Raw genomic sequence first — 22,269 nt, 5'->3', positions numbered from 1 at the left:
TAGGTTATTTGAAACTGACGGATACAAATTCTTCTTTTTTGCAAACAAAGGACCCACACATATTCCAAGTTTACAAAGGGGAAAGAGTTGCAGAATTTTGGATTTAGCCTGAAATACAGTTAGATGAAAACTACGGTTTTTGTTCTCAAAGAGCTTACGCTGGATTCAAGTAGGAATAAAAAAGAATCAAGTGTTCAATACAAGAAAATGGAATGACTTTTTCAATCCGTAATACGAATGCCCAGGAAGTTTGGTTTGATCGGATAGTCTTTGGGTTACTCTCTGGTGGAAGAAAACGTTCCGTACTTATTTTCCTCGACTGCTTCGTTTTACTGCGGAACAAAGATCGAAAGTTCATCGTTCGATGAGACCTCAGCGTAAGCGGACTGCTTTTGAGAATCAGAGAGACCAAATCAAAAAAACTTCGCGTTAGAGGTTTTTATATCTTCTCAAATTCTGATAGTTATAATAGTTCGAGCTAACAATTCTGCAGTAATCTCTTGGTTCTTTAATCGGGAGTTCTTCCAAGAAATGATTAAAGTCTCCGCGGTAATGGTTTCGTTTCCATTTCCGTAGATTTCCCGGCCCGCCGTTATAAGCGATCGAAGCCCATTGAAGACTGTTTCCGTTGGAGACGACTAGATAGCGTAAAAATCTCGCGCCCATTTCGATGGAAACTTCCGGATCAAAAAGAGAATAGGAATCGAGATTCATTCTTTTAGCGATTTCTTTTCCAGTCGGGCCCATGATCTGCATTAGTCCTCGCGCATTTGAAATCGAAGTTGCATTCTCCTTAAAAAAAGATTCCTGACGCATGATCGCGTAAACGATGTCTTCTTCGATTCCGACGTTTTGGGAAACGGAAGTCACGAGTCCTCTGTGCGGTCTCGGGTAAATTCTTGCGGCGAGTTTGGATGGAAGAAGGATAACATCGTCGCTGAGTTTTTCTTTTTTCATCAGGGATCTTGTGTAAAAGACGGTCAAGTAAGGAGTTCCGGTTTGTTCTCCGAGAGCCGCGAGAATTTCTTCCTTTTCGCTTTCTCCGATTCCTTGTTGGACTTTGTACCTTTGAACTAAGAAAAGCGCGTGAGCCATTTCTCCGACTTCCAGATATTCCTTTGCCGATCGCAGAGTGGCGCTTTCTCGAATTTTGGAATGAGCACCGTCGATTCTCACGTTCAATTGAAATGCCGCAGCTTGAGTTGCAAAGTCCAAATCCTTACCCAAGATTTTTCCTGAAAGTTCTGGAATTCCCGCAGTTAAAGAAAGATACTCGAAGAGGCTGTCTTTGTTCCAAGTAGGATTGGAAGGAAGTGGAAAAGAGGAAATTTCCTCCTGAAATTCCTCTCGGATAACGCGAGTGTAATACGAGCCCGGGATATGTCTGTAATAGGACTTAAGCCAGGAATTTAGTTCTTCGGTTCTTCCATTTTGTTTTAGAAAACGAAGATACCAATATACGAGTCTTCCTTTGACAGGAAGATCCGGAATTTTACGGAGAGCGTCTTTCCAGTAAGCGTCTCCCAAAAAATGTTTGTGGCTTCCTGTCAGAAGATCTATAAGTTCATCTTGTCGAATTAAATTTGTGGGACTTTTTTCGAGAGAATCTATTAGATTTCTGAAATATAAATTCTTGTTTCCCTGTTTTTTATAAGCGCTGGCGTAACTATAAAGAACCTCTTCGTTTTTTTCTGGACTCACTTCGTTTAACAAATTCAAGGCCTTACTGGAAAGATTCTGGTTTGTGAGTTCTCTCGATATCGCGGCCGTAAAATCCGGATTGGACCTTGCGAGGTTCACATTTCTTTTAAAGAGGTTTGGGAGAGCTTCCGGTTCAAAAGTTATAAGGGCTCTTGCGGTGTTACGAAACGCTTCTCCTTTAGAAAAGGAAACTCTTTTGAGATCTTTCGATAAGACCAGATGTTTCCTTTCGGAAGAATCCAAATGCGGAAGAAGCAAGGCCGCGCGTTCGGGAGTCAAGGAAGTGTAAAAGGAGTTTCCTTTCCAAATTTTAAGATCTGTCTGGATAAATTTTTTGACGGAAGAAAAAACGGAAGAATCTTCCAGAATCGAATAGAAGATGGTTTCGGCTTTTTCTGTGTCCCCGGATTTATAAAGAGATTTCGCATAACGATATAAGATCATCGGGGAAAAAATTTCCGACTGTTCCCGGTCGGAAAAACTTTTAAAAAATTCCAAACATTCCCGGATCATCCCCGCTTCGTAATAGATTCTGAAAATTTCGGAGATCGCGTTTTGACTTAGTGGATCGTTTTCTCTGGGAAATTTTTTTAAAAGACCGATTAATTCCTCCCTTCCTAAAATTTTTCTGCGTGAACTTTCCTCATAGAGTTTCCAGAGAGACAGTTTTGTAATAACCGAAGTCGAGGGCAGTGGGGAATGGAGAATCTCTAGAAGATCTTGTCTTCCGGGTGTGAACACAATTTTTCCTTTAAGAAGAGAAACCAGGTAAGCGAATTTTTTATCCCGGTTTCCATTCGGGTGTTCTTCGTGGTATCGGACTAACGCGTAGGCTTCGGATTCTGTTCCCGGGTGTCTTTCTTGAAAAATGCGGTGGATTTTTTGAAGACTGTAAGATTTGATCAGATATTTGAGATCATCGTTTGCGTAAAGGTTGCCGAAAATGAATAAGAGTAGGCTGGTTAGGGCGAATTTTTTCATTCGTATTCTTTACTTACCTTTTCGGCCTAAGGATTCAATCGCAAAAAGGAAATTCCCATGCAAATCCTGGAAAAAGAAAAAACGGACCATCTCTGGCCGGAAATCACATTGTCTTCTTATTCGGAGCAGTTTCTTATCAAGAAAAAAAAGTCAAAGAGTCCGATTTCCCGTAATTCAGAAATCATCAGACTCAAATCCAAAATTTTGGAATATTTTTCCGGAGCCTTAAACAGGATCCATTCTCCTTTCTACAACCTGAGAATCGACTTATTCGGCGAGTTTCGTTTTCAAACCGACGTTACCTCTCCTTTCGAAGAAGAAGGTCTTTCTGAGCGAGAGAAAAATCTTCTCAAGATTTTTTTCGAAGAACTTTTGGACAAGGCCCTTGAGGAACACCAGGCCGATCCCGAGGTCTTTCAAATTTTAGAATCCTTTCTATTACACGAACAAAAACTGGACGAATACCTGGAATTAATCGGTGTCTATGACGAGGATCTTCCGTTTATCGCGGAAGCGAAACAATTCTTAGCGCTTATGGGAAAAATTGAATATTCAACTTCTTTAAAGGACAAGGAAGTTTCCCGTTTTCAGAAATATGGAGCCCTTTGGAAATTTGGAGGCCTCCAGCTTGAAGATAGGGAAATGATCTACGATCTTGTCGTCACAGGTGAAGAGCCTGGTTTATTAGGACTTGCGTGGCTCCTTTTCAAACACGAGACCGTCGGTTTTCGAACCGTATTTCCGATCGAGAGAAGGATTCTTACTCTGATCGAAACGTTTAGTTCCGAAGAAAAGGAATCTTTTTTCAAAGCTTATTCTTCCCGTCACGGTTATCTGGAGAATTATTTTGTTTTGAGGAGAATTCATCCGATAGAATACAGAAAAGCCTGGCTCGAAGGGGAAAAAAGAAAAAACGGTAGATCGGTTTTATTGGGCTCTTTACAGGATAAGATTTTAGAAAGTCAAGACGAATCCCTAGAGAAACGTTATGCGATTTTGAAGCAAAATCATCTCGTTTATACTTTGAGTCCTTTCGAACTTTTGATCCTTTTGAATTCCACCGAATCCTCGAACGTTCAAAAAGAAATCGGAGGTGTGGAGAAAAGGCTTCCGGATTCTTATTTAACGAGAAGGGCCAAGGCAGTTCTTTATTTTTTCAAAAAGAACTTTGAGGAATTTTTGAAGTCTCTTGAACATTGTGGCCGTTTCCGATTTTCTCCGGAGATGCTTTATCTTCAAGGTTCGGCTCTTGTCGAAATCGGTAGAACCAGCGAAGGGATTGGACTTTTAGAAAGTCTTTTGATGAAGTTTCCCGATGCCGATTATCTCCGTTTGGTTTTAGAGCGTTATAAGAAGAATTGAAATTTAACGCACTTATTTTGTCCGATTTTTGATTTTTATTACTTGGACGCATGAAAAAGAATACTGTAATAAGTTCGTTTCAACAGTTGGAATTCTTCTTCAAAAAAGCCGACAATTCCGGATTTGGCGTGATTTTATGAGGACTTTTATATCTTTGCAAAAGTCGGGTGTTAATTTTTAGTACCATTTTCATGCGTCCAAGTAGTAAGTCTGAGATTTTGCGAAAGTGTTTTTGTTATTCTTATAGTTGAGGTACGAACGATCGAATAGATCAAAACCTTCGATAGAACTTTCCCTTTTTCTAGGGAGTCACCCCAAGCGTTTCTTTAAAGTTCGACGATCGAAAACGGCTCTCCGATTCATAAGCAGTAGCAAGATTCTTTTGCTCCGAAAATAAGTTTATGGTAAGAATGGATTGGGAGATTGTAGAAAGTTTTGACCGACCTTTTCATGTTGTTTTAAACTATAGATGATGGATGTCTATATGAACCAAATAACTCGCCGATATATTTTTGGAATGTAAATTCTTAATGATTACTTTTGTGTTCCTTAATCTTGGCAAGAGTTGGATGATTGACGCATGAAGATAATACCCAAAATTAACGGTCGATTTTGTGAAGGTGTAAAAGTTTTCAAAAATTATATCTAACACGGAATTTATGGTTTTTTTGAGGAGATCCCCGTCTTCTAACTTTTTGAAACAAGCTTATCATAGTACTATTTTTATACGCCCGAGTAACAAAAGTTCAAGAGTTTACGGCTAAAGTTTAGAAATGATGAATACATTTTCACAAAAAGAGTAAATTTATATACAATGAGAAAAATCATACCGTTTTTAATTTTGTCTTGTTCGTTGTTGTTTGCAAAGGACTTAAAGATCGAAACGTCGCCCGCACAAAAAAAATCAAATCCCTCCGTTTCGGAAATTATAATTCGATTGAAATCGATGGAAGGAAATTTAAAAAAATTGAATTCGCGTCAAATCGGAGATTTGGATCGTTTGAAAGAATCTTTAGCAGGTAAGAATGAAAAAGCAGCTAGGGAATATATAAAGTATCATGCCGACGATTTTTATTATTACGAACCTGCCGCGCAGTTTGTTTATAAACAATTTAACGCGAATATGAGTTTGTTTCATAGAGGTGCTCGAAAAAAAGAAGTTTTAGGATTTTTAAAAACCGTTTATAAATGGTATCGATTGGACGAAGAATTTTCGTACGATCCAGAGAAGGATCCAAAGTCGATTCCAATGCATCTAAAAACACGGTTTACGAAAAATATTTCTATACTGAATATATAAAGTATTTATATTATAAAACACATTGTAAAACATCAGTTTTCGAGGCAGTATCTGAAGAGGGCTGCGGACCTTGGATGGAATATGAAGAGGAACTAACCGTATGTTGAAAAAATATAAAGTCAAAGACGTTTTGCCCTTGGAAACAAACTGTCAATGTTATGGTTGTTAAAAAAACAAATCTGTAGAAGCCCCTATATTTTTTAAATGTAAGAACATATATGAGCGTATTTTATAAAATTCCGTTTGTAAATGAACTGAAGTGTTTATCGGTAGGTGTCTATAGAATTTCTTGACAGCCTGAAAGAATCAACTTAATTCTATTATGAATTTTAACAAATTTTAGGGAAAGTGATAAAACTCTGAATGAAAAAAAGAGGATGCGAAGTAGAATTTTAGGATAGGAAATTTACACTATACGAGCGGTTTACAATTTGCAATGACTCACGAAGACAATAGCGATGACATTCAAAGTTTATTATGTTGCTTCAGAGGAATCGTACATAAAAAGAGTAGAATTTAACGAATATGGAGATAGTAAATCGCAGAACTTCGTAGAATAACACAGTTGGATATAGGGACAAAATCAAAATGGCAATCAGTCACGAACAAATTCTTGAATTGCAGAAATACCAGAAGATGATCCTCCAATTGGAAAAAATCGCAAAAGGATCTCAAAACGACGAACAACGATATCGAGTTTCTAGGGAACTGGAAAAATACAAAACGAAGATGAAGGATATTTCTCCCGAAGGAATTCCGGACAATCTCGACATGACCGCGGAACAGATCAAACGATACAAAGAGAACCCAAATGAGGCAGGAAGGGTTCTGGCAAAATATCCGGTCATGAAAATTTCTCCGAACTCGAACGATCCCGAGGTCAATCAGATTGGAACTTGGATCAATATAATGGATCGGGAATATCTGCCCGTATTAAACGAAACTCACGTCCGTTTCGATTTTTCACATACGAACGAAAAAGACGGGGTCGTAAAATATATGGAGAACATTCGAAGGAACATCAAGGTTCTCACCGAAACTATAGAAGAATTTCACGCCGCGGAAAAGCAGGAATTCAGAGAACAGCTGAGTAGGATGAAAAATAAACAGACTAGGATCTTCATTGCGGAAGCCTTTGAAATGTTTCAAAAATTCAACGAATTTTTAAACAAGGTAATCAAAGAGGCCAAGGAAGTGGGAGGTGTTATTATGAACTTGGAAGATTCGATCCGGTTCAACCCGAGATTCGAAAGAGCCACCGAACTGGAGGGAAAGAGTATTATGGATGCTCTTAAGGAATTCCAGGAATTTACTTCCGAGGTTTTAGGTCGAATCAACGTTCCCAATATCCGTTGATTCCTGTTCTCTTTGTCAATTTTCAAAATGAAGCCTTGAAAAATCCTTTTCCGATTGATGGGATCTGCATATTTAGTGATTTTAACTCCCTCCGAAAAGGACACATAGGCGCATGGCACTCGTTAAAAATTCATCCGAAGTTACGAACTCCACTATCGGAGAAAATTCCTACTTCAGTGGCAAATTCTTTATCAATGGATCTCTTAAGATTGACGGAAAATTCGAAGGTAAATCCTTACAGGCTGAACAACTTTATATCGGCGTTACAGGTAAAGTAAAAACTAATATCACCGCAGCCAGTGTTATCATCGAAGGAATTGTAATTGGAAACATCACCGCAAGAAACAGGGTAATGCTCCTTCCTACTTCTAAAATTCTTGGAGATATCCGCACACCGGAATTGATCATCCAAAACGGAGTGATCCTTGAGGGACGTTGTATGATTTCGAATGACCTCAAACATTCCGCGAAAGACCTAATTGACCTCGAATATTCCAAAGATTCTCTCAGTGTCGAAAAGATCTTCGGAAAACAATCCGGAGCGAGAGAATAATTCGAAAGGTTTTCCTTTCGGAAAAAAATTTCCGGAATGAAAACCGACTTCTCAAAACAGTGAAGCGGATCTTGATTACAGAAGGCGATCCTTGTGGAATCGGTCCGGAAATTTTCATTCGTTCCCTTTCTATTTTAAGAAAAATCTCCAAAACAAGACCGATCGTTTACTTTCATTCGGGTAAGTTTCCACTTCCGAAAGAATTCGTTTCAATTTCTTCTTCCTCCGAAATCCTGAAAAAAGGTTTGTTTGCGATTGTCCACGATTCTCTTTCCAAAAAAGAAATCTCTTCTTTGAAATCAGGTAGACCTTCTGCTTTGTCGGGAAAATCTGCGTTAGCGGCTCTTTTACTCTCAATAGAGTTTCAAAAAGAAGGCGGAGGAGATTTGATTACTCTTCCTCTCAGCAAAGAATGGGTGATTGCGTCTGGTGTTTCCATGTTTCGAGGTCATACCGAATTTTTAGCGGAGGCGTATCGGACAAAAACGTTTATGCTTATGTCCGGAAACGATCTTCAGGTACTTCCTCTCACGACTCATATCCCTCTTGTAAAGGTTCCCGAGTTTTTGAAAGAGATCGATCTGAAATCGCTTGCGAATTCTATTCTTTCCTGCGAGAAGATCAATCTCCAAAAACCGATCGCATTTCTCGGCTTGAACCCGCATGCGGGAGAAGGGGGTAAGGTCGGTAAAGAAGAGGAAGAAATTCTAGTGCCGATGATTCGATCCTTAAAAAGACAAGGTTTGAAAGTGGAGGGACCTCTTTCCGCCGATTCCGTATTTGGCGAGTCCGCACGAAAAAAATTCGGTTTGCATCTTGCTTGTTATCACGATCAGGGTTTGATTCCTTTCAAAATGTGGGAAGGAAAGAAGGGCGTGAATCTAACCTTGGGTCTCCCGTTTACCCGAGTTTCACCGGATCACGGAACGGCATTTGACATTGCCGGGAAAGGGCTTGCAGATTCGACGAGCTTTGTAGAATGTCTGAACCGGATTTTACAATATTCATGAGTTGTATTACAATCGAGGTTTTATGCCGGGACTTTTAGAACAAATTGTATTTCCGATTTTTCTTTTTTGGTTCTGCGGATTGACTCTGCTTTTGTTTCGTTCCGATTTCGAGTTCGTTTGGAAAATCATTTTTGTTTTCGTTTTTGTCTTTTATTTCTTTCAATATTTTCCTGAGTTAAAAACGAGTTATGAACGTTTGACCGTGGGTTATCCTGTGGAAATTATTTCTTGGATTTATGGAATCGGAAAAGGTTTCTATTTCTTTCTGTTGTTTCTTTGGCCCACCGCTTTATTTCGAATCTTTTATTCTGCTTCTCCCCATGCAGGTAAATCCCTTGTAAAGGCTCTTGTGAGTGCAACTTTGATTTACTGGTGCGGTTTTATTCTATACAATAATTTTTCTTTGGAAATAGACGGCTTTTTAAATACGACCTTTCTCAAGTTCTTGAATTTTTCCGTGAAGTAAATCCCGTCTAAAGTGTAGAATGAATCCACTCTATTTACAATCTTTTGGAGAATCCGAAGATGCTAAAAAGCATTTTTTGACCGCTTACGAATATCAAACCAAGGGAAATCTCAAACTGGCTTCCAAACACTATAGAATGTCCATCGCGGCAAAACCGACAGCAGAAGCCTGGACGTTTTTGGGCTGGTCTTATTCTCTTGCCGGTAAATTGGATCGTGCGATTGAATTCTGTAAAATCGCGATCGAAACGGATCCTACATTAGGAAACCCTTATAATGATATCGGGGTTTATCTGCTTCAGCAAAAACGTTTTGAGGAGGCGCTTCCTTGGTTTGAAAAGGCAAAGTTTGCTCCTCGTTATGAGGTTCCCGTGTATCCGTATTTCAACGCAGGTTCTTGTTTGGAAATTTTAGGTCATATTGAACTCGCTCGTTTAGAATACGAAAAAGCCATTCAAATTCAGCCGAATTATCCTCCAGCAAACCTTGCTCTGAAACGGATTTACATCCGTTACAATTGACAAGATAGTAGTTCCCGTAGATTACTCCTCTTCCCAAAGAATTAGGGGTAAATTATGAAAGCTGATTCTTAAGGTTTTGAGACGGCTCTAAATATTTATATGAGTTTCCACATTTAGAATAAAATCGAATTTCCCGAGCCGTTACGCACATCCTGTTCTACTTAAGCTCCTACGGCGTCTCAAACTTTTCGTGTAGTTCGGTCATACTATCCACTAATTGTACCTACCGGGACTCGAACCCGGACCCCAGGCTCCGGAGGCCTGTACTCTATCCGTTGAGCTATAGGTACGTTTATAAGTGAGTCTTTTGAAAATGTTTGGGCTGTCAAATGTAAATCCTGAAGAGGGCTTAGTAAAGGAAAATCCTTGAAAAATGAATCGTATAAGAAATCGTTTTCCTAAAAATTAAAATAGAGGTAAAGATGAAGGTTTCGTTTCTGAATTCATGGAAAGGACTTTTTTTTCGGAGGGTCGTTTTCATTTTTGTATTGGTTGGGGCGTGTGGAGTTTTTACGCCGATTTTTTCAGTTAGTGAAGAGGAAGAAGCGAGGCTTTTGGAAAAAGCTCTCGTAGAAAGTGCGGTGACTCCAGGGCAAAAACAAGCGATCGCAAATTATCTCAAAGCGACTGCGGTTGCCAAAAGAGCAAGAGCAAATGAACTCAGAGAGTTGGCGAAACTTTCCAGAGGAGAGAAATTTCTTCAAGCCAGGGTTCGCAAAGAGAAACTTTTTAAAATGGCGGATTCTCTGGATCGCCAAGCGGATCGTCATGAAACAACTCTCAAAGAATTTCAAATCGAAAGCCATTGATATTATATATCAAATAAAAACGGATCTGAGAATCCTAAACGGGCTTATAGAAGAAAACGAGCCAGTCACGAGGAATTAAAAGTTTAGAAAAATTGGATCGGTCGAAATCATCTCATCTAAAAGTCCGATAATTAAATGATGGAAAAGTTGTTAAACATCGTATTCTTGTTTAAATAATTCAGGAAATTTTTCTTGGATTCTTTTTAGGAGTTTATTTTTATCAATAAGTTTATGATTAGGTGATATGCTCCATCTTTCAAGTTTTCTTGATATTGATTCTGGTTCTGGTAAATTTTGATAATCGTTTAAAAATTCAATCTTTGGTGATTTAAATTCAATTTTATGAGGTCATTTATAATTGATTGCTATTAAGAAGTTCTTAATATTAGATATCAATAAAGATAAAATTTGAATTTCACTTAGAGCCTGTCTTAAAAACCTTAAAAGAAATCAGTTACAATGATTCAGTACGTTCGTAATAAAATATGGAAGTTTCCATATGAACTCTTTGCATTTTATTGATTCCTACTTGGAAATTGTGTTCGCCAAACGACGATTCTGCGTTAAAATTGAATTCTTTAGGATTTTATAGTGGGCTTCTATTAACATTTCTTGAAAAAATTTCCAGACATTCCTGAACAATCTCGTCCGGGCCTTTTTTGCCGTCGATTCGGATCGTTTCTTTTGGGAGAATCCTATCATAGGCGGAACGAATTTTTTCAAGTTGAACTAACGTTTCGAATCTTTCTTTATTCTCTTTTCTTCGACTTAGTCTTTCGAGTGCGATTGCGGGATTAAGATCCAAATAAAATAGAAGATCCGGAATCCTAAAGTTCCTCTTCAAATTTTTTTCGATAATTATTTCGGGAAGAAGATCCTCGCCGCTCTGATAAGCGGCTGTGGAATACATATAACGATCCAGTAAAACGTTTTTTCCGGATTCTAAAGAGGGAAGGATGTTTTGTCTTAAAGATTCTTCTCTGTCGTTTAAAAAGGCATCGATTTGTTCTTTTCTTCCAAGCTCGATTTCCCCTCTTAAGAATTTTCGAAGATACTTTCCAGTTTCAAAGTTTGTGGGTTCGGTAAAGTTTACGGAAGGAATTCCTTGTTCGGTAAGTCTTTCGGTTAAGGATTTGCAAAGAGTCGATTTACCGCTTCCATCGATTCCTTCAAAAACTGCAAAGATTGGTTTTTCGATCTTCATTTTTATGGTTCCGATTCAATTCTTGACAAAGAGGGATTTATACGAAATCATTTCTATCTACATGGATTCTTTTGGAAATAGAGAATCCAATGAAAATTCCGTTATGGGCCCATATTTTTCGATTTTGAAGTTTTTCGGAGTGATTTTTTATTTCGGGTTATTTTATTTCTCCTGTTTTTCTCCGATTGCACAAACAAAAGAGACGGAGCCGGAAATCGATAAGCAGCAGACTTTTTCCGGAGAATCCCTTCACTCCGATCATTCTCCTCTTTTGCGCTATCCCAAAAATAAAGTTCGAGTACATCATATTTTTGAAGAAGTCTATCCGAGTTCTTCAGCGAGTTCGGTTTCGATTCTCGCCGAAAAAACGACTAAATCTCGGTTTCTTCATTCTAAGGGCGGGCATTTTTTGGAAAAAGTTTTGATTACCCTCGGCTATGGAATCGTTCTGAATCCGCAGGGTTACATTCTTACGAACGCTCATGTGATCGGGACTTACGATCATCTTTGGGTGAAGTCAAAATCAGGTAAATCCTACGAAGCGGTCATCATCGGTCAGGATAAGAAAATCGATTTAGCGATTTTGCAAGTCACTCCGGATGAGGATATCGTTCCCGTGGAAAAGTTAGATTATTATACTCTTCAAAGGGGAGAGGCGGCGATTCGAAAATATATCAATGCAAAAATTCAGATCAAAAAGAATCGGGAATCCAATCAGCCAAAATCCAAAAATCGGACTTCCGACTTGTAAATCTTCTCGATTTGTCGATTGAAAACGGAAACTCTTTTCTTGGTGGCTCGGTCTAAAAAATGAAAACGGAAGGATTCTCCTTTCCGTTTAAATCCAACTCATTTAATCGAATGTGTGTTCTCTAAGGACTGGCTTCCAAATCTAACTTGACAGTCATAGAAGCGAGCCGATTCTTTTAGATACCAAATGGAAATTCATTTTCAGAGGGATAGAATTCAATGAAAAACATGGAAAAACTGAAGTATGTTGCGATCGTAAGCATTTCACTTCTGCTCGGAGCGTTCTTATCTCCTGTCATGTTTTGTGGAACTGGTCAAAGCAGTCCTCTTTTTTTAAACGCTAAAGGTGATAAGGAGCCTAGTCCGGCGACTCGTCAGGCGATCACGATTCAACAAGCCTTTGAGGAAGTTTATCAAACCGCTTCTCCAAGTGTAGTTTCCATCGCTACGGAAAAAATTCAAAACGTTCCTGTTCATTCCGGGCCTTTCGGAGATCCTTTCTTCGATCAATTCTTCGGCAGAGGTCAAGGCGGAAGCGGAAGAGTGATGAAACAAAAACAAACCGGGCTTGGTTCGGGGATTATTCTCAATACTCAGGGATATATTTTAACCAACGAACATGTGGTTCGCTCCATGGATAAGCTTACCGTTCGTTTAAAAACGGGTAAGACATTTAACGCAGAACTCGTCGGCTCTGATCCTGTGATTGATTTGGCTCTTTTAAAAATCAAGCCGGACGGTGAAATTGTTCCGATCGAACTTGGAGATTCTTCCGCGGTAAAAGTTGGGGACTGGGCAATTGCAATCGGGGCCCCTTTAGGTTACGAACAGTCTCTGACCGCAGGTATTGTCAGTGCGGTCGGTAGAGCCGGAATCGATAACAGCGGAGTTCATTATCTTCAAACGGACGCTTCCATCAACCAAGGAAATTCCGGAGGCCCGCTTCTTGATATCAATGGTCGTGTGATCGGCATCAATCGTATGATCGCTTCGCAGAGCGGAGGTTCGGTGGGAATCGGATTTGCGATTCCGATTAACGAAGCGAAGGCGATTATGGAAGAGTTAAAAACCACCGGTAAGGTAAAACGTCCCGCACAGGCTTGGCTTGGAGTCGGAGTGGATTATCTTCACGAGGAAGATGCGAAGAAGTTGAATATTTCGGGCGGTGCGGTTGTCGTTCAGATCATGAATGATTCTCCTGCGGATCGCGCTGGAATTCAGCTGATGGACGTAATTACTGAAATTTCCGGAACTAAAATCAATTCTCCGGAGGAAGTGGTCAGCACGGTTAAGAAGAGTAAGGTAGGTGATCGTATCACCGTTACAGTTATGCGTCAGGGAAACATTTCTAGAATTTCGATCCAACTTAAGGAAAGACCGAACTGATTGGCAAAATCCCATACGCTTAATCCTGAGGAAGAATTTGAAGAAGAGTCGGGCCTACGTCCTTCTCTTCTTTCCGAATTTATAGGTCAGAAGGAGGTTCTCGATAATCTTACAGTTTATGTTCGAGCCGCTAAAAATCGAAAGCGCGCGCTTGATCACGTTTTGATTTCCGGTCCTCCCGGTCTCGGTAAAACGACTCTTGCCGGAATTGTTTCCAACGAACTTGGGACCAGGCTTACCATCACCTCTGCTCCCGTGATTACCAAAGGCGCTGATCTTGCCCGTCTTCTTACAAGCATGGGAGAAAATGAAATTCTATTTATAGATGAGATCCATACTCTTCATAAAAAACTCGAAGAGATTCTTTATCCGGCGATGGAGAATTATATGATCGATCTAGTGATTGGAGAAGGGGTGACCGCTCAAATGGTTCAAATTCCTCTCAAGCCGTTCACCTTAGTCGGAGCAACTACCAGAAGCGGACTGATCAGCGAACCTCTCAAAAGCCGTTTCGGAATTCAATTGAGGTTAGATTATTACAACGATGAAGAGATGAAGGAAATCGTTTTGCGTTCTTCTCGAATTTTGGGAGTTAAGATCGAAGACGATGCTGCTTTGGAAATAGGAAAACGTTCTCGTAAAACCCCCCGAATCGCAAATCATCTTTTAAAAAGAATTCGGGACTTTAGCGAAGTAGAGGGTAATCTTTCCGTGAAAAAAAATCTTTGTCTCAAGGCATTCGAAAAGATGGGGATTGACGACTTGGGATTGGACGGTATGGATCGACAGATACTAGGTTGTATGATTGATCGTTATAAGGGAGGTCCTGTCGGTTTAAAAGCGATTGCTGTTGTAGTCGGAGAAGAAGAAAAGACTATCGAAGATACTTACGAATCATTTATGGTTCGGATCGGACTCATCAATCGAACTCCCGCCGGTAGGGTGGCGACCGAAAAGGCCTATCGACAATTGAAACGAATGCAAGATTTTTCCGAAAACCATGGACAAGATCCGACTTTATTCTGAATACTCCGGAATTCCCGAAGATGAACAAAGGTTGATCTATGCCTCCTTTCTAGTTCTTGTACTCGCGTCTTTTTTTACCGCGCATTTGCTTACACGTAACATGCTCTGGAAAATTCTCGGAAGCGAGCCCATGGTCAAGATGGAAAGCAATGAAGAAAAAGAGAAAATTTACGAAGTTCTTCTTGAACAAGATTTCGTGGACAAAAACATAAAAGACGAATATAAGGCCCTTTCTAACGTGGACGCTGCCGGAGCCGGTGGAATCACTAAAAAGGAAGGGTTTCATTCCGCGAGCCCCTTTCGTGAGTTTATCATGGGTAGTATGGCGAGAAGACCTTCCGAAGCGCAGAAACAGGAAGCTAAAGAAAAGAACGACGAGAAGGTTTTCGAAGTAGGAATTTACAAGATCGATCCAGTACAAACCACTACTACGGAAGAAACCAAACAAAGTTCTCAGACCTACGGAAGAATGACGAAGATTCCGTTTAACTATCGATTCGAACAAGACTTTCTTTTTCGTTGGGATGGAAATCAAGCCCTTTCGATTCCTAGAAAAAAACTCGCGGGTTACGAATACTTCAAACGGATGTTGAAACAAATCGAAGGCAGTTTTGCTCCTCCTGGCGGAGGCAATTATGCGTATCGAGATATGGCGGGAACCGTGGTTCGAGAGGGAATTCTCCCTGGACAGGTCAAAGTCCTTTTTATGCTAAGTGAAAGTGGTCAGGTTCTAGATACAAGGCTCGTTTCGAGCCAGGGACAAGATGTGGTCAGTCAGGCTTGCGTCGATTCCATTCAAGGACAAAATTTCGGGAAGGTTCCTGATGAAGTCAAAGCACAGGGAATGATTTTCGGAATTAACTTTATCTTTCCGATGATGCGGACTCGCTGATTTTTTTGGTGAAAACCGGTTGACTTTAAGATCTTCGGGGCTACTTTACTGAGGTACGAAAGCTGTCGGGGTCAAGAATCTTAAAGAAAACTTGAATACGTTTTTACGCCTTGTAAAAGAAGGTGAAACGATTCTTGTGACCGATCACAGTCGAATCATTGCCGAAATCAAAAAAACCACTTCCGATATTTTAAGTTCGGATCTAACCGTCGAAAGTTATATTGAGAAAGAACAAAAAAGCGGTCTTCTCTTAAAAGCAAAAAGAAAATCTACCGTTTTAAAGCCTCCGTCCAAAGTAAAAGAAAAGTTTCAGTTGGATTGGATGAAAACATATTATGAAGATCGGGATTGATTTCCCTTTTCATGCCGGTTTATATCGATACTAGTTTTTTTCTTTCAATCATTTTTGAAGATACTAATTACGAACTATCGTATGAAAGTTGGATAGGGACAATTACAGATTTTCTTCCAGTCTACTCGGAAATCGAATCATTCATCATATTCATAAAATCTACAGAGAAAATCGGAATCGGGTTAAATGCGAACATTGTGGGAAATTTACAAAGATTTTTAAATAATCCAGAATGATCGATATTCCAGTTAAGCTTTTACTACACATTCTCGCTTCCGGTAATGCTTGGGAACAAAATTGACCAGACAAAAAAACTTTTATCAGAGATTCCTTTAAAACGAATTGGTTTGGAAATTTATGAAAGAATTCGAAAAAACGAAGAACTGACTTTTTTAAAGTCCTTGAATTCGATTCATTTGGGTCCCGTTTCGTTGAACACAGACGTTTTAAAAGACAGATTTTTTTCCTTGCGATAAAAATATTATAAAAATTGAATTCTATATGAATTTTAAAATTTGTGACGAAGAGGTATTATTAGGAAATCGGAATATTTAGTTCGAACAAATTTTCAGAACCTTTAGAATGGAAAACATAGCTTGCTCCCAATTTTTCGGATCTCATTCGAATACTGCTCATTCCGATTCCGGAAACTTCTTCCGGATTGATTTCGAATTTTTTCCCGTCGTCCGTCACTTTTAGAACCAAATTTTTTCCTTCTTTTTTCCAGGAAATTTGGATTTTCTTCGCTTCGGAATGTCTGAGAATATTGGACGCGACTTCTAAAAAGATTTTTTGAACGTGTAGACATTGATCCAGATGTATAAAATTGGAAACGTCTTCAATTTCCATTTTAACTTCTATGGTTCCGGTGCGTTGGATTCTATCTCCGTATCTTTTTATCACTTCTTCCACTAGTTCTTGGTTGTTTCCCTGATGGTGCATAAGAAATACGATGTCTCTTACGTTCGAAATGAGATGATTCACTTCCGATTTGAGCTTTTTCAGTGTGGAATCGTTTTTATCTCTGGATTCTAGCTCGAAAAGAATTGCTGTTAGCTCAGACCCTATGGAATCGTGAATATCCGAGGCGATCCTTGTTCTTTCCTGTGCTTGTAGTTTGAGCTGTTCGTTATATCTGATTTGAAGTTGTGCGAATTCTTTTGCCTTTTCTAGATCTTCTGCGAATCTTGAGGAAATAATATAGGAATTTAATGCGACAAAAGCGATAAGACCCAAAGGAAAGCTGTACGGATATAAGGTATAAATCTCGTATAAACCGTAAATTCCGTCATTCATCATTGTAAACGCCAGAATAAAACCGGTAAAAAGTTCTTTGGCCTTAAAAGTGGTTGCTGTACCTATAATCAAAATCAATGCATAAAGTGGAGGAAAATACATAAACCAAGAATAAAACCAGACTATGTTCCGTTCGTTTAAAGCGAAAATTCCGAAAAAGAAAATTGTACTCGTTCCAATTGCGATTTGGATCCATTTCCGGTTGAACTGAAGCGGAAACATCTTACGGAGCATCAGGAAAGAAATAGGGAAAAATGCGATCTCGCAAAAAAATTTTATCCGTAATCTCAGATCTAAAGAAAGATCCGGAAGAGCCATAAATTGAATTTCGGAGGTGATGAAAGAATATCCGGAAACTAAAAAACAAAACGCGGTGAAATAGAGAGGAATCGGATCTTTTCTGTAGGAAAAGAAGAATACGACGTGATAGATTCCGAAAGAAAAGATAACGACGATTAGAACCATCTCCCTCCATTCTTCTCTTTTTTCTTCCAAATCAATCGCCTTTGCGGATCCGATTTGGAACGGTTTTCGAATTCCACCTTTGAGATAATTTCCTTTGAAAGTGGAAACGGCTACGGTGATATAAAAATCTTCAGAAGGTACTACGATATTTGTCATTAATGGATGAGCTGAAAATACCGTGTCTAAGGGACCAGTTCCGGCGAAACCGTTTGAATAGACTTTGTGGTCGTCGAAGTAGACTTCGTAAACTCCCGGAAGTCTGGGAATTCTGATTTTTAAATTGGTATATTTACAATCGCATAACACGCGCAAACGATAAGTCGCATAACCTTCCGGAGTGAAGTTAGGATCGTAGTCCCTCCAAATTCCAGGAACGGGAAAATAAAAGAGAGTTTTAGGGATCGGACGATTGCCACGTACCAATTCTTGCCAATGAAATTCCCAGTTTCCGTTAAGTGTGGTAATGTTCTCGTCGAGATTAAAATTTCTGAGATCGATAACGCCTTTTTCCGCAATCGGCGCGTTCTTGGAGTTACATCCCGTCGAAACCAAGGTAAATATAAAAAAAATAGAAAATACGAATATTCTCTTTGCGAGCATTTAAGGATAGCCTGGAACGTCTCGTATAATTCCCATTCTTCTTCCTCGGATGATGGCTTCGGATTTGGAATGCACTTCCATCTTTTTATAAATCTTTTCGATATGTCTGCTGACAGTATGACTAGAAATATCGAGTTCGTCTGCTATATCTGCAACGGTCATTCCAAGTGCCACGAAATTAAGAATCTGGAGTTGTCTTTTCGTAAGTCCCAAAGTATTTTGGATCGGCGGATTTTGGTTTTCCTCTTTTTTGGTGAATTCTCGGATGATCTTGTCCGCAATTCTAGGAGTAAGTGGAGCGCCTCCTAGTACGATAACTTTGAGTTCAGCAAGGAACAGTTCGGGAGAAGTATCCTTCAAAAGATAACCAGATACTCCTCCTTGGATTGCTTCGACTATTTTTTCTTCGTCTTCAAAAACGGTAAAGATCACATACTTAGTGTTAGGTGTTTTTTCTTTGAGTTCTTTGAGACACTCCAATCCGTTCTTTCCGGGGAGTCCTATATCTAGGATCACGATATCGGGAATATTTCTCTGAATACCTTCGATCGCTTTTTGAGAGTCGGGGTAGTGTTCTAAAAATTGGAAGTCGGAGGAATTGGAAAGAAGTTCTTGAAGATTGAGGGCTGTGTGTTGATTGTCTTCGATGATGGAAACCAAATAAGGAGGTTTGGTCTTTTGTGAAGTTTTCGAATGTATCATTGGCTTTGATTATACGAATTCAGTTCGATTGGTAAATTGTTTTTTACTCGCCTTCATTTTAGTTTTACTAAAAGTAAATTCTTAAGTTACGAGCTATAAATGCGCCAATAAGAAGGTTTGTTTGAGTCGACAGACCTTATAAAGCCGTTTCAATCAAGTTTAGGAAGGGGAATAAAAGTTTATGCTGTTTCGCTGAAGTTCGCTTCTGACCTCAATATATTCCTTGGTGTTTTGTTTTCTAGAGGTCGTTCGAAAATAGAGGTGTAAAACTAAAGCGCCCTATTCATTTAAAAAGTTCGTCCCATTCTTCCTTCGCTTTTTTCCATCTTCGTTTGCGTTCTTCTTGATCTTTGATCTTAAGATACAACCTGGATTCTTTTCCGGGAAAGATAATCCTCACTCTATGTTCATGGAGAACTTCTATGAGGATGTTTTGTTTGTTTTCAATTTCTAGATCATAGAGAACCACATTTTTCATTCGCAGAGGAAGAGGGCCTTGGCCTAGGTCGCCAATTCCTTTTCTGAAATTCAATTCCACACATTCAACTGGTTTGTGCCAGACGTCGCAGAACTTTCCTTCGGGAGGGGGAACGGGTTTGAGTCCGCAAGAAACAATCCAAGTTGTAACTAAGGATACAATAAATCCTTTGAAAATTTTCGGGATAAGATGAGATTGCACTTCGTTTAACATCGATTTTCTAAAGATTTTACCGAGCCAATTCCAAATCGAGTTTCGTTTTAAGGGTCGGCTTTTCATTGACGATTTCTTTTACGAGTCGAATAATTTCCTCCCTTCTATTTTCCATCTTTGGATAAAGTTCTTCTAAAATCGCGATTGATTTTGCGTGTAGATTTTGAAGTCTGAAAATTTTCGCTTCTAAAATCCAAGATCCGATCGTGATAAAGTCTTCGTTTTCGTTTCTAACCTTACGGATGAAGTTGAGAGAAGAAACATACTGGCCTGCGCGGAATTCGGAAAGTCCGATTAAAAAAAGAGCTTCTCTTTCGGTGAGAAGAATCGATCCGCTGGATTCTGGACTTGCAAGATTGCGTTTTAAGAATTCCGTATCTCCTGATAAGGACGCTCCTAAGATCGCAATCCAGGTATAGCCGATTTTAAACTCGGGACTAATCTTGTTATACGGAATCGAATTTAAAAGATGAGTGAGGGATTTTTTGGAAAGATGTTGTTTTACCGTTTCTCCAAATGCGATCATCACTTCGTTATCCGGATTTTCGCCGATTGCGGGATCAATTGCCTTTGCACGAAGCGCATTTCGGTACATATCTTCCAGGATCGGAAGATATGATTCGTCTTCCTTGAGAAAGTCGTTGAATCCGGAATAGGCGAGTTTGACTAAGGTTCCCGAGTCGAAAGAGAATCCGTTAAGCAAAAACGAATTATAATTTCCTAATGCAATATAAAAATATCCCAATTCATCCGAAGGATTTGCGTGAACGTAATCTTTGGCGGCATTTTGGAAATTTTTCACGGAACTTTCTTCGAGAGTTCCCGAATGGATTTGTTGCTGAATGTTTTTTCTTTCTTTTTCGAGAAGAATTTTTCTATCACCCGCGAATAAGTTTTTGATACTCTGCTGGAAAAAAAATCCCGTTCCACCTAAAATCAACATAAGAGCGACAAGAATATAAGGTTTGTAACTGGTTTTCTTTTTATAACTTTTCAGGCCGGATTGATACAGCATACTTCGTCGATTTTTTATACACCTATTCTGGGTTCACGTATTTTTTGAATTCCCTAAAACTTGACACCTAAGCCTCCCCTGATTCCGTTGGATTTCTATGCCTTACGATTACGATTTTGATGAAGATTTTGAAGTTGAGACCGGTTATGATGAGGATGGGACCGGAGAAGAGGTATTAACGTTTGCTTGTGAAGATTGCGATCATCGTTGGGAAGAGGACGCTTACGAAGCCGAAGATTACGGCCTCGAAGGGGCGATTTGTCCGATGTGCGGTTCCTCTGTAGTAATCGAGTTTTGAAAAATACTGAGCCGGTTTGGCGATTCGCCAAGAATTGTGCCAGCCGGTTCCTCGTATCCGCATTTGCTTTATTTCCTCAAGGTTCGGTCTTACCGACCGATTTCAGCGACGTTTACGATTTTTACAAAAAAGGAAACTATGATACCTCAGTAAAGGTTTCCCGGGTTGCACTTCAAAGGGAGGAGATTGATTATAGGATTCTACTTTTATATACCTCCGCAGAAAAAGATCCGGAAGAAATCGATAAAACTTTGAGAAGTATCTATGAAAAAAAGGGATCTCATCCTGGAATTTTTTACAATTCTGTGTTTTTGTTTTTAGAACGTTGTCTGGTATTGGAGGACGAATCTTCTGGGATTTATTGGGGAAAGATTTTTATCGAAAACGGAACATCTTCGATACGTTATGCGGAAGGGCTTTACACCTATGCTTGCATTTTATACGGAGCCGGAAAATTTTCGGAGGTGAAACAAATTCTTGTCAAACTTAGAGAATTGCAATCGGCCGAAAAGTTAGCAAAAAAGATTCGGATCTTGGAATTGAGCGTCGAGAAAAAAACGGAGTAAAAATGTGAAAGCACTCAAGGTACAGGCCGGAAAGTTCAAAGGTAAGTCGATAGAAACGCCTATTGCCGTTGCGGGAAACACGAATTTTACTCCCGCGATTTTAAAAAAATCCGTTTTTGATATCGTCGGCTCTTTAGTTTTAAAAGGAAGATTGATACTTGAAGAAACCGCGTTTGTGGACTTTTTTGCGGGTTCTGGACAAATGGCTTTGGAAGCAGTGAGTCGAGGATTTGCAAGAGTCGTTTTATACGAGCTGGCTTGGGAAAGGTCGGATAACCTTCGGAAACTTTTCGCAAAACTCGGTGACAACTACGAGATCAGCAGAAAAGACGTATTCCGTTTTTATAATAAACTTGATATTCCCGAAAAATCGAAGATCTATTTTTTAGATCCTCCATATTCTTTCTGGGATAAGAAAAAGGAAAAAATCAAATCTCTTTTGGACTTTTTGTTAAACGACGATGCTACCGTAGCCGTTTTTGTTCAGTCTCCGATTGATCCGGACTGGCCCAGTTTTGAAACTCGTAAGTTCGGAAAAAATTTCTTAACTTTTCGTGTGAATGAAGTTTTGGATGTTTCTCGGCTTCCGAACGAAAATGTATCCGAAATTTCAGAAGAAATATCCTCATTTCATGAAAATGAAGATTGAATATTCGAAAAGTTGAATTCTATTTTGGGAATCGATTCCAATTTAACTTTTCTTTTTTGGAGAAATTTCGGAAGTGCCGAAAAATGGAATTTGCGGTTCGTAATTCCGGCGATAAGCACAAAAAATGGTTTGCTGGAGACTTAAAAAGTGCGCACTTAAATGGAAGTTGGTCGATTTTTTGCGGAGAAAAAGTTTTTATACGGTGTGGCGCGATGGTTTTCATCTTGTAATCGATCAAAGTTCGATTGTGGAATTTATCATTTGAATCTTAAGGGAGTAAACTTTCCCTTTAATCCTGTTTTTCGAGAATTTAGATTTC

General features: G+C 39.4%; 21 protein-coding genes, 1 tRNA gene and 3 pseudogenes. 17 read left to right on the top strand and 8 right to left on the bottom strand.

Translation table 11 applies throughout. The features are described from left to right. Positions 1-429: 429 nt before the first annotated feature. Entirely contained in the window at positions 430-2,682 is a 2,253-nt protein-coding gene (locus LEP1GSC190_RS13135) for a lytic transglycosylase domain-containing protein (protein WP_002745141.1), read from the bottom strand. A 57-nt stretch (positions 2,683-2,739) separates the two neighbouring features. On the opposite strand from LEP1GSC190_RS13135, the gene LEP1GSC190_RS13130 reads away from it, so the two are divergent. The 7 genes and pseudogenes from LEP1GSC190_RS13130 to LEP1GSC190_RS13100 all read left to right on the top strand — a co-directional run bounded on the left by LEP1GSC190_RS13130 (position 2,740) and on the right by LEP1GSC190_RS13100 (position 9,249). Beyond that, positions 2,740-4,044, top strand: coding sequence for a hypothetical protein (locus LEP1GSC190_RS13130; protein ID WP_002745158.1), 1,305 nt, complete (start codon positions 2,740-2,742; stop codon positions 4,042-4,044). A gap of 814 nt (positions 4,045-4,858) precedes the next feature. Continuing rightward, positions 4,859-5,513 (top strand): annotated as a pseudogene (locus LEP1GSC190_RS13125) (hypothetical protein). A gap of 419 nt (positions 5,514-5,932) precedes the next feature. After that, on the top strand, positions 5,933-6,700 hold the full coding sequence (locus LEP1GSC190_RS13120; protein ID WP_002745204.1) for a hypothetical protein: 768 nt from the start codon (positions 5,933-5,935) through the stop codon (positions 6,698-6,700). 112 nt (positions 6,701-6,812) lie between these two features. Then, positions 6,813-7,253, top strand: a complete 441-nt coding sequence (locus tag LEP1GSC190_RS13115) for a bactofilin family protein (RefSeq protein ID WP_001229815.1) — start codon at positions 6,813-6,815, stop codon at positions 7,251-7,253. A gap of 59 nt (positions 7,254-7,312) precedes the next feature. Then, positions 7,313-8,263 carry a PdxA family dehydrogenase gene (locus LEP1GSC190_RS13110; RefSeq protein ID WP_036037135.1) on the top strand — a complete coding sequence of 317 codons (951 nt, stop codon included), beginning with the start codon at positions 7,313-7,315 and terminating at the stop codon, positions 8,261-8,263. A 22-nt stretch (positions 8,264-8,285) separates the two neighbouring features. Next, positions 8,286-8,729, top strand: a complete 444-nt coding sequence (locus LEP1GSC190_RS13105) for a hypothetical protein (protein ID WP_002745179.1) — start codon at positions 8,286-8,288, stop codon at positions 8,727-8,729. Between the two features lie 19 nt (positions 8,730-8,748). Beyond that, positions 8,749-9,249 (top strand): tetratricopeptide repeat protein, encoded by a 501-nt coding sequence (locus LEP1GSC190_RS13100; RefSeq protein ID WP_002745283.1) that lies wholly within the window; start codon positions 8,749-8,751, stop codon positions 9,247-9,249. A 218-nt stretch (positions 9,250-9,467) separates the two neighbouring features. Here LEP1GSC190_RS13100 and LEP1GSC190_RS13095 read toward each other — a convergent pair. Next, positions 9,468-9,539: transfer RNA gene (locus tag LEP1GSC190_RS13095), tRNA-Arg, on the bottom strand. Between the two features lie 132 nt (positions 9,540-9,671). On the opposite strand from LEP1GSC190_RS13095, the gene LEP1GSC190_RS13090 reads away from it, so the two are divergent. Beyond that, complete coding sequence (locus LEP1GSC190_RS13090; protein WP_036037138.1) at positions 9,672-10,058, top strand: LIC10421/LIC12816 family protein; 387 nt, start codon at positions 9,672-9,674, stop codon at positions 10,056-10,058. Positions 10,059-10,208: 150 nt separating this feature from the next. Here the strand turns inward: LEP1GSC190_RS13090 and LEP1GSC190_RS13085 are convergent. Next, positions 10,209-10,478: pseudogene (locus tag LEP1GSC190_RS13085) on the bottom strand (hypothetical protein); the annotation flags it as partial. Positions 10,479-10,644: 166 nt separating this feature from the next. Then, complete coding sequence (tmk, locus tag LEP1GSC190_RS13080; protein ID WP_002745176.1) at positions 10,645-11,262, bottom strand: dTMP kinase; 618 nt, start codon at positions 11,260-11,262, stop codon at positions 10,645-10,647. 61 nt (positions 11,263-11,323) lie between these two features. Here tmk and LEP1GSC190_RS13075 point away from each other — a divergent pair, with 61 nt between their 5' ends. The 6 genes and pseudogenes from LEP1GSC190_RS13075 (at position 11,324) to LEP1GSC190_RS21175 (ending at position 16,223) form a co-directional block, all read left to right on the top strand. Continuing rightward, complete coding sequence (locus LEP1GSC190_RS13075; RefSeq protein WP_036037202.1) at positions 11,324-12,013, top strand: trypsin-like peptidase domain-containing protein; 690 nt, start codon at positions 11,324-11,326, stop codon at positions 12,011-12,013. 218 nt (positions 12,014-12,231) lie between these two features. Continuing rightward, positions 12,232-13,398 (top strand): S1C family serine protease, encoded by a 1,167-nt coding sequence (locus LEP1GSC190_RS13070; RefSeq protein ID WP_002745252.1) that lies wholly within the window; start codon positions 12,232-12,234, stop codon positions 13,396-13,398. Beyond that, on the top strand, positions 13,399-14,424 hold the full coding sequence (ruvB, locus tag LEP1GSC190_RS13065) for a Holliday junction branch migration DNA helicase RuvB (protein ID WP_002745232.1): 1,026 nt from the start codon (positions 13,399-13,401) through the stop codon (positions 14,422-14,424). Further along, positions 14,399-15,316, top strand: coding sequence for an energy transducer TonB (locus tag LEP1GSC190_RS13060; RefSeq protein ID WP_002745192.1), 918 nt, complete (start codon positions 14,399-14,401; stop codon positions 15,314-15,316). Before ruvB ends, LEP1GSC190_RS13060 begins: the two co-directional genes overlap by 26 nt. 91 nt (positions 15,317-15,407) lie before the next feature. Beyond that, positions 15,408-15,668, top strand: a complete 261-nt coding sequence (locus tag LEP1GSC190_RS13055) for a hypothetical protein (protein WP_002745162.1) — start codon at positions 15,408-15,410, stop codon at positions 15,666-15,668. A gap of 11 nt (positions 15,669-15,679) precedes the next feature. Then, positions 15,680-16,223 (top strand): annotated as a pseudogene (locus LEP1GSC190_RS21175) (PIN domain-containing protein). Here the strand turns inward: LEP1GSC190_RS21175 and LEP1GSC190_RS13040 are convergent. The 4 genes from LEP1GSC190_RS13040 to LEP1GSC190_RS13025 all read right to left on the bottom strand — a co-directional run bounded on the left by LEP1GSC190_RS13040 (position 16,203) and on the right by LEP1GSC190_RS13025 (position 20,437). Further along, positions 16,203-18,029: a sensor histidine kinase gene (locus LEP1GSC190_RS13040; protein WP_002745206.1), complete on the bottom strand. Its 1,827-nt coding sequence runs from the start codon at positions 18,027-18,029 to the stop codon at positions 16,203-16,205. The pseudogene LEP1GSC190_RS21175 and the gene LEP1GSC190_RS13040 overlap by 21 nt on opposite strands. Beyond that, the gene (locus LEP1GSC190_RS13035; RefSeq protein ID WP_036037143.1) at positions 18,030-18,731 is read right to left on the bottom strand and encodes a response regulator; all 702 of its coding nucleotides are present in this window, start codon (positions 18,729-18,731) and stop codon (positions 18,030-18,032) included. 283 nt (positions 18,732-19,014) lie between these two features. Further along, positions 19,015-19,422 carry an LIC12806 family lipoprotein gene (locus LEP1GSC190_RS13030; RefSeq protein WP_002745236.1) on the bottom strand — a complete coding sequence of 136 codons (408 nt, stop codon included), beginning with the start codon at positions 19,420-19,422 and terminating at the stop codon, positions 19,015-19,017. Positions 19,423-19,438: 16 nt separating this feature from the next. Further along, positions 19,439-20,437, bottom strand: coding sequence for a hypothetical protein (locus LEP1GSC190_RS13025; protein ID WP_002745262.1), 999 nt, complete (start codon positions 20,435-20,437; stop codon positions 19,439-19,441). Between the two features lie 97 nt (positions 20,438-20,534). Between LEP1GSC190_RS13025 and LEP1GSC190_RS13020 the strand changes: the two genes are divergently transcribed. The 3 genes from LEP1GSC190_RS13020 to LEP1GSC190_RS13010 are packed head-to-tail and all read left to right on the top strand — an operon-like array spanning position 20,535 to position 21,950. Continuing rightward, positions 20,535-20,735 (top strand): hypothetical protein, encoded by a 201-nt coding sequence (locus LEP1GSC190_RS13020; protein WP_002745160.1) that lies wholly within the window; start codon positions 20,535-20,537, stop codon positions 20,733-20,735. Then, entirely contained in the window at positions 20,732-21,301 is a 570-nt protein-coding gene (locus tag LEP1GSC190_RS13015) for a hypothetical protein (RefSeq protein WP_002745166.1), read from the top strand. The genes LEP1GSC190_RS13020 and LEP1GSC190_RS13015 overlap by 4 nt, the downstream gene beginning before the upstream one ends. Positions 21,302-21,305: 4 nt before the next feature. After that, positions 21,306-21,950 carry an RsmD family RNA methyltransferase gene (locus tag LEP1GSC190_RS13010; protein ID WP_002745170.1) on the top strand — a complete coding sequence of 215 codons (645 nt, stop codon included), beginning with the start codon at positions 21,306-21,308 and terminating at the stop codon, positions 21,948-21,950. Positions 21,951-22,269: the final 319 nt, after the last annotated feature.

It is taken from the genome of Leptospira mayottensis 200901116 (genome assembly GCF_000306675.2).
Lineage (GTDB): Bacteria > Spirochaetota > Leptospiria > Leptospirales > Leptospiraceae > Leptospira > Leptospira mayottensis.
This window is presented reverse-complemented; position numbering and strand designations above follow the sequence as displayed.

Coding starts and splice junctions, on each gene's coding strand:
- LEP1GSC190_RS13135 (WP_002745141.1), bottom strand. CDS start 2,682: ATGAAAAAATTCGCCCTAACCAGCCTACTCTTATTCATTTTCGGCAAC.
- LEP1GSC190_RS13130 (WP_002745158.1), top strand. CDS start 2,740: ATGCAAATCCTGGAAAAAGAAAAAACGGACCATCTCTGGCCGGAAATC.
- LEP1GSC190_RS13120 (WP_002745204.1), top strand. CDS start 5,933: ATGGCAATCAGTCACGAACAAATTCTTGAATTGCAGAAATACCAGAAG.
- LEP1GSC190_RS13115 (WP_001229815.1), top strand. CDS start 6,813: ATGGCACTCGTTAAAAATTCATCCGAAGTTACGAACTCCACTATCGGA.
- LEP1GSC190_RS13105 (WP_002745179.1), top strand. CDS start 8,286: ATGCCGGGACTTTTAGAACAAATTGTATTTCCGATTTTTCTTTTTTGG.
- LEP1GSC190_RS13100 (WP_002745283.1), top strand. CDS start 8,749: ATGAATCCACTCTATTTACAATCTTTTGGAGAATCCGAAGATGCTAAA.
- LEP1GSC190_RS13090 (WP_036037138.1), top strand. CDS start 9,672: ATGAAGGTTTCGTTTCTGAATTCATGGAAAGGACTTTTTTTTCGGAGG.
- tmk (WP_002745176.1), bottom strand. CDS start 11,262: ATGAAGATCGAAAAACCAATCTTTGCAGTTTTTGAAGGAATCGATGGA.
- LEP1GSC190_RS13075 (WP_036037202.1), top strand. CDS start 11,324: ATGGATTCTTTTGGAAATAGAGAATCCAATGAAAATTCCGTTATGGGC.
- LEP1GSC190_RS13070 (WP_002745252.1), top strand. CDS start 12,232: ATGAAAAACATGGAAAAACTGAAGTATGTTGCGATCGTAAGCATTTCA.
- LEP1GSC190_RS13060 (WP_002745192.1), top strand. CDS start 14,399: ATGGACAAGATCCGACTTTATTCTGAATACTCCGGAATTCCCGAAGAT.
- LEP1GSC190_RS13040 (WP_002745206.1), bottom strand. CDS start 18,029: ATGCTCGCAAAGAGAATATTCGTATTTTCTATTTTTTTTATATTTACC.
- LEP1GSC190_RS13035 (WP_036037143.1), bottom strand. CDS start 18,731: ATGATACATTCGAAAACTTCACAAAAGACCAAACCTCCTTATTTGGTT.
- LEP1GSC190_RS13030 (WP_002745236.1), bottom strand. CDS start 19,422: ATGTTAAACGAAGTGCAATCTCATCTTATCCCGAAAATTTTCAAAGGA.
- LEP1GSC190_RS13025 (WP_002745262.1), bottom strand. CDS start 20,437: ATGCTGTATCAATCCGGCCTGAAAAGTTATAAAAAGAAAACCAGTTAC.
- LEP1GSC190_RS13020 (WP_002745160.1), top strand. CDS start 20,535: ATGCCTTACGATTACGATTTTGATGAAGATTTTGAAGTTGAGACCGGT.